The following is a 5,561-nucleotide window of genomic DNA, read 5'->3' on the forward strand; positions in this document are numbered from 1 at the left end:
CCTTTGGCCAAACCTGCATCCTCGCGCTTCAAAAGGTGCCCAATCAACTGCTGCAGCCATGGTCCTGCATTGCGCAGCCGGCCAAGCAACGCCACATCCGAAATGTCGGCAATCCCGCTCGCCGCCGCCCAGGCCACGACGCCCCGCATGACAACCTTGCCAAGGCAGTAAGCCAGTGTCAGCCGCAACAGATCGCTCGCCGACTGACGCCGCGCGGGCGCAGGAACGCCTTCGTCTCGCGGGCGCTCTGTGTGAGCAAATCTTCGCCGCCGAGAAGCTCAATCATCTCGGCCCAACCGTCGTCTGCAAGCGATTCGTGTGTCATCGCAGTGTAGGATCACACCCGATTCCGCAGGGCAATACCTATCTTAGCGCCTATGCCCTCAAGGGGGAGGGTCTTGAGTCTGCGGACGAAGTTGTAGGCGGCAACGAAGTCGGCGAGATGGGTGCGTAATTGGTCGTGGCTCTCGTAATAGAAGCGCTTGGCGGGTGGCGTCCTTCATAGTCCGATTCATTCTCTCGACCTGGCCGTTGGTCCGCGGATGCCTGGCCTTGGTCGTGCGGTGCTCGATGTCGTTCCTGGCGCAGGCGTATTCGAATGCGTGAGCGCGGAAGATCTCGCCATTGGCGATTGCCTCCTTGCAGCGGCACCGCCGAGCCACCGGCACCGGGGGTGGTGAACTGGATTCCATTGTCGGTAATTCTTGTAGGGCACGGCCGCGATCAACCACAGTAGGAGCCGGCCGAGGCCATGGCGTTGCAGGCAGCGATGCAATGAAGACCGCGGCAGGTGCGTGATGGTCGCCTGAAGCGCATAGAGGCAGTCGTCGAGCGGCAGCAGCGTGTAGCGGCGGAAGCCACAATGACCGCCTCCTCAAGCGAGAGCACCGTCGATCTCGGTTCCTTCGGACCAGTCGATAGATCGGCGACCGAAGCTCGCCTCTTCCACTTTGCAACCGTGTTGATCCCGTAGCGCTTGGCCAGTTTCCTCAGGCTCTCTTGATGGGATGGACGGCGCCCGCAACGGCATCATCCTCCTGAGAGGCGTGCCAAGATGGCTGCTGTCGCAGCACTCATCTGGAAGGAGCACCGTCCATGGGCAATATTACCACCGATCTGAGCGCCGTCGTTACCGTTGGCCTCGATCTGGCCAAGCACGTATTTCAGGTTCACGCTATCGACGCCACCGGCCGTGTCGTCACGACCCGCGCGCTGCGGCGGAAGGATGTTTTGGCATTCTTCGAATCCCTGCCATGCTGCCTTGTTGGCTTGGAAGCGTGTGGCTCGGCCCATCACTGGGCTCGCGAACTCATGAAGTTCGGCCATGACGTCCGGCTGATGCCGCCAGCCTATGTGAAGGCTTACGTGCGTCGTCAGAAGAACGACGCTGCTGATGCAGCAGCTATCTGCGAGGCGGTGACGCGCCCGTCAATGCGTTTTGTGCCGGTGCGATCGGTCGATAACCAGGCGGCGCTCATGCATCATAAGGTGCGCGAACTTCTGGTGGCCCAGCGCACTCAGCTGCTCAATGCCCTTCGCAGCCATATGGCCGAAATCGGGATCATCGCCGCCCAGGGACCGAACAATGCGCGTGCCTTGGCCATCCTCGTCATCGAGGGCAACGACATGATCCCGGCGACCGTGCGTTCGGCACTATTGCCGTTGGTGCGCCAACTGAGCGAACTCGATACCGAGATCAGGCAGAGCGATCAGGCCATTCTGGCCCTCGCCAAGGCTGATGAAACGGCACGCCGTCTGATGACCGTTCCCGGCATCGGCCCTATTACCGCCTCCGCGCTTGCGGCGAGCGTCCAGGATATCACGGCTTTCTCAGGCCCACGCGAGTTCGCTGCCTTTCTTGGACTCACACCAAGACAAAACTCGTCAGGCGGAAAGGAACGGCTGGGGCGCGTATCCAAGATTGGGAAACCGATATCTGCGCAAGCTGCTTGTGGTGGGTGCTCATGCCGTTCTGTTCCATCGCAAGCGTTCCGGCGATATGTTGAGAAACTGGGCGGATCGCCTGATGGACACCAAGCCCTTCAAGCTTGTCGCCGTAGCGACCGCCAACAAACTCGCCCGTATTGCCTTCGCACTCATGCGCGATGAGACACATTATGTCGGCACACCGGCGTAACAGGAGCATCGGCAAGGCCGCCAACCGGAATCGAGGGTGACAATGACGTGATGGGAACAGACGAGGATAGATCCTGAAAGCCTGCAGCATAGTTGGAGCCTCGAGCTCGCTCTCTTGATCAGGCCAAAGGATCAGCGGATACCATCAGGGCCAGCGGTCATAAAACCGCAGCAACAAGCCGGAGACATGACCGCACCCGCGACCATCCCATCGCTGAAAATAAACCCTTAATGAGCGGGCGCCGTCCAGACATGACTATGCTGTATCGCTCGACGGACCGCCTCTGTCGTTGTGGCGCTCCAATGCAGAACCTGGCCCATAGCGCATCCTTTGATTCGGAAGATAAGGATGCCCCGATCAAAGCCTGGGATCAAACATCTAGAGCCACAGCATTAGCAAAGCCTGACGGCGTAATCAGCGTAGCCATTCGGTGAAGACCGCACATCTGGGTAGCGAGAGCCGTTGATGAACCAATGGCGGCCTAATCCGTTTAGCGCCTGAATCAACAGGAGGCCGCGATGGATCAGCACCAAGGGATAAGCATGGGTGGAGCCGCTTCGCCGCGATGATCATCACCTCGACAGTCATCATGTTCTTCCTGATGTACCAACTGGTTTACAGTTGGGACCACGTGCTGTTCAGCTTGACGCGGCTCATTTCCTCCTTGGTGATGGGCTGCGTCATGACAGCGGTGATGTTGGCTTTCATGTGGCGCATGTACCAACCAGAGGTCGCGAAAATTGCTGTACTTGCGGTCGCGATCATCGGAGGCGTGGCGCTGCTGGTGGTGAACCGCAGCCAAGCGCTTATAGGTGACACGGACTTCATGAAGGCGATGATTCCTCATCACTCCATAGCCATCAACAACGCGCGACAGGCTGACATTCGTGATCCGCGGGTGCGATATTTGGCAGACAGGATTACTCGCGATCAGGTGAAGGAAATTACCGAAATGCAAATGCTGATCGAGGACATCGAGCAGCATGGTAGGCGTGGCAACGATCCGCTGGATGCCGGTCCTGCGACCTTGAAGAGCGAAGGCGCGAGCGAGGCTCGAGAGTTGTTGAGCGGCAAGTTGCTGGAGGAAAAGCCGCTGTAGGCGGTGGCTAGACCTGCCGCCCCTCAAAGTAGGACACGATCCAGTGCTCAGTCAGCAACCGCAGCTTGGCGGTGCCACCAGTTCCACGGCAGCAACTGATCGAGTTGATGGATCGGCTGGTCGGCTATGCGAGCGAGAACATCGGCGAGCCAAGCCTGTGGATCAACGTCGTTCAGCCGGGCGGTCTGGATCATCGTGTAGAGCACGGCTGCACGCTGGCCGCCACGGTCGGAACCGCAGAACAGCCATGCCTTCCGACCAAGTGGCACGCAGCGCAGGGCACGTTCGGCCGCGTTGTTCGTCAGGCAGACCCTGCCGTCGCCGAGGAAGCGGGTAAAGGCGTCCCAACGGCGGAGCATGTAGTTGATGGCCTTGGCGAGGTCGTGGTTGCGTGGCAGCCTGGCGAGCTGGGCGGTAAGCCAGGCGTGGAGTTCGGCCATAAGCGGCGCGCTCAGTTCGCGACGCGCAGCGAGCCGTTCGGCGGCGTCCTTGCCATTGATGGCACGCTCGACATCGAAAATGGCATCGATCCGCTGCACGGCCTCCAGCGCGATTGGGTAGATCATGCCTGCGTGCTCGCCGCGGCTCCTTTTGCGGGCCGCGCTGGCGACGTCGGCCAGTTCGAAGAACTTGCGCCGCGCGTGGGCGAAGCAACCGGCCTCGATTACGGGCGCAGGCATGCGACCGGAAGCATAGAGCTCACCGTAGCCGCCATAGGCGTCGGCCTGCAGAATGCCCGACCATGACGCGAGATGCGCTCTTGGATGTTCGCCGCGCCGATCGCGCGAGTAGTGGAACAGCGCTGCGGGCGGATCGGCGCCGGCGAACGGTCGATCATCGCGTACGTAGATCCACAATCGGCCTGTATCTGTCTTGACCTTGGCCATGACCGGCACGGTCGTATCGTCGCCATGCAATCGCTCGGCGGCTAGGACATGGGCCTCGATGAGCCGGTGAAGCGGCAGCAACGCGTAGGCTGCGGCACCAACCTGGTCGGCGAGCGTCGAAGTGCTGAGCGGCACGCCTTCGCGTGCGAAGCGCTCGGCCTGACGGTTGAGCGGCTGGTGCTGCCCGTACTTCTCGAACAGCAGCATGGCGAGGAAGCGGGGGCCCGCCCAGCCACGCGGCACTACGTGAAACGGAGCCGGCGGCTGGGTGATCGCCTCACAGTCCCGACAGGAAAACTTCTCGCGCACGGTCTGGATGACCTTCCAGGCGCGGGGGATCACCTCAAGCGTCTCGGTGACATCCTCGCTCAGCTTGGACAGCCGGCTGCTGCCACAGGAGGGACAAGAGCACGGTGCCGGCACGACGACCCGCTCGCGCGGCAGGTGCTCGGGAAACGGCTTCCTGGCTGGCCGCTTGCGTTCGAAGGCGGTGACTGTCGCGGTCTTCTCGGCTGCGGCCTCGGCCGCAAGACCGTCCTCGCCCGCATCGGCTTCGAACTCTTCGAGCTGCAGTTCCATCTGGTAGAGCAGCCGGCGGGTGCGCTCAGCGCTGGCACCGTACTGCTCACGCTTGAGCTTGGCGATCTGCAACTTGAGGTGCGCGATCACCGCCTCGGTTGCGCTCTCCCGAGCATGGGCATTGGCGAGCTTGGCCTCAGCCTCATTAGCCCGCTGGGTCACACTCGCCAGCAGCGCCTTGAGCGCTTCGATATCGTCAGGAAGGAGCGAAACGGCGGCTTCCATGACCATGATGGAATCACAGAAAAGCGCACAGATGAAGTACAAAATGCGAGGGCAACGAAGAAAGTGCGCGCCCTGTCCGGCGCTCAGCGGACGCCAGGAATACTGCGGGTTACGCCAGTCGATCCCGTCGAGCAGGCAGGCCAGTTGCGAGGCTGTCAGCGACACCACGCCGGCCTTCGCCGAGGGCCAGACGAACCGCCCCTTCTCGAGGCGCTTGGCGTAGAGCGACATGCCGATCCCATCGTGCCAGATCAGCTTAACCAGCGATCCGGCCCGCCCACGGAACACGAACAGGTCGCCGCAGTGGGGATCGCGCTTGAGGCCCTGCTGGACCAGCAAGGCCAGTCCCTGCCCCCTTTCGCATATCGGTGTGCCCCATTGCGATCCACACGCGAGCGCCCGAAGGGATCATCGCAAGGCCTTGAGCGCCGAGGCCACCAAGGCCGGAGATGCCGAGGCAAAGATGCTGACCCGCTTGCCGCGCGCCAGGTCGATGACGATCGCGGGATGCAGACCGGGATGCGCGGCTTCCGCATCCTCGATCATCACGGCCGCGGCAAAGCCGGGAGCCGTCAAATCATCCCGTTCTGGTTCGGCGTAAGCATCGCGCAGTTTACGCCGCCATGTGTAGACC

At 61.7% G+C, this 5,561-nt stretch carries 3 protein-coding genes and 2 pseudogenes; 2 read left to right on the forward strand and 3 right to left on the reverse strand.

Features of this window, described 5'->3' with window-relative positions; genetic code table 11:
* Window positions 1-391: 391 nt before the first annotated feature.
* Window positions 392-1,002 (reverse strand): annotated as a pseudogene (locus tag NKH35_RS30580) (integrase core domain-containing protein); the annotation flags it as partial.
* Window positions 1,003-1,095: 93 nt separating this feature from the next.
* Here NKH35_RS30580 and NKH35_RS30585 point away from each other — a divergent pair.
* Both NKH35_RS30585 and NKH35_RS30590 read left to right on the forward strand, forming a co-directional pair.
* Window positions 1,096-1,989: pseudogene (locus NKH35_RS30585) on the forward strand (IS110 family RNA-guided transposase); the annotation flags it as partial.
* Between the two features lie 713 nt (window positions 1,990-2,702).
* On the forward strand, window positions 2,703-3,236 hold the full coding sequence (locus NKH35_RS30590; protein ID WP_352917428.1) for a DUF305 domain-containing protein: 534 nt from the start codon (window positions 2,703-2,705) through the stop codon (window positions 3,234-3,236).
* Window positions 3,237-3,283: 47 nt separating this feature from the next.
* Here NKH35_RS30590 and tnpC read toward each other — a convergent pair whose 3' ends face one another.
* Together tnpC and NKH35_RS30600 are read right to left on the reverse strand one after the other, a co-directional pair.
* Window positions 3,284-5,266 carry an IS66 family transposase gene (tnpC, locus tag NKH35_RS30595; protein ID WP_352917429.1) on the reverse strand — a complete coding sequence of 661 codons (1,983 nt, stop codon included), beginning with the start codon at window positions 5,264-5,266 and terminating at the stop codon, window positions 3,284-3,286.
* A 69-nt stretch (window positions 5,267-5,335) separates the two neighbouring features.
* The coding region (locus NKH35_RS30600; RefSeq protein WP_352917431.1) for a hypothetical protein at window positions 5,336-5,561 on the reverse strand (226 nt) is incomplete at its 5' end.

Source organism: Mesorhizobium sp. M1143, assembly GCF_040318435.1.
Taxonomy (GTDB): domain Bacteria; phylum Pseudomonadota; class Alphaproteobacteria; order Rhizobiales; family Rhizobiaceae; genus Mesorhizobium.

Bases quoted from the DNA above. Each gene is read 5' to 3' on its own strand.
- NKH35_RS30590 (WP_352917428.1), top strand. From the start codon at position 2,703: ATGATCATCACCTCGACAGTCATCATGTTCTTCCTGATGTACCAACTG.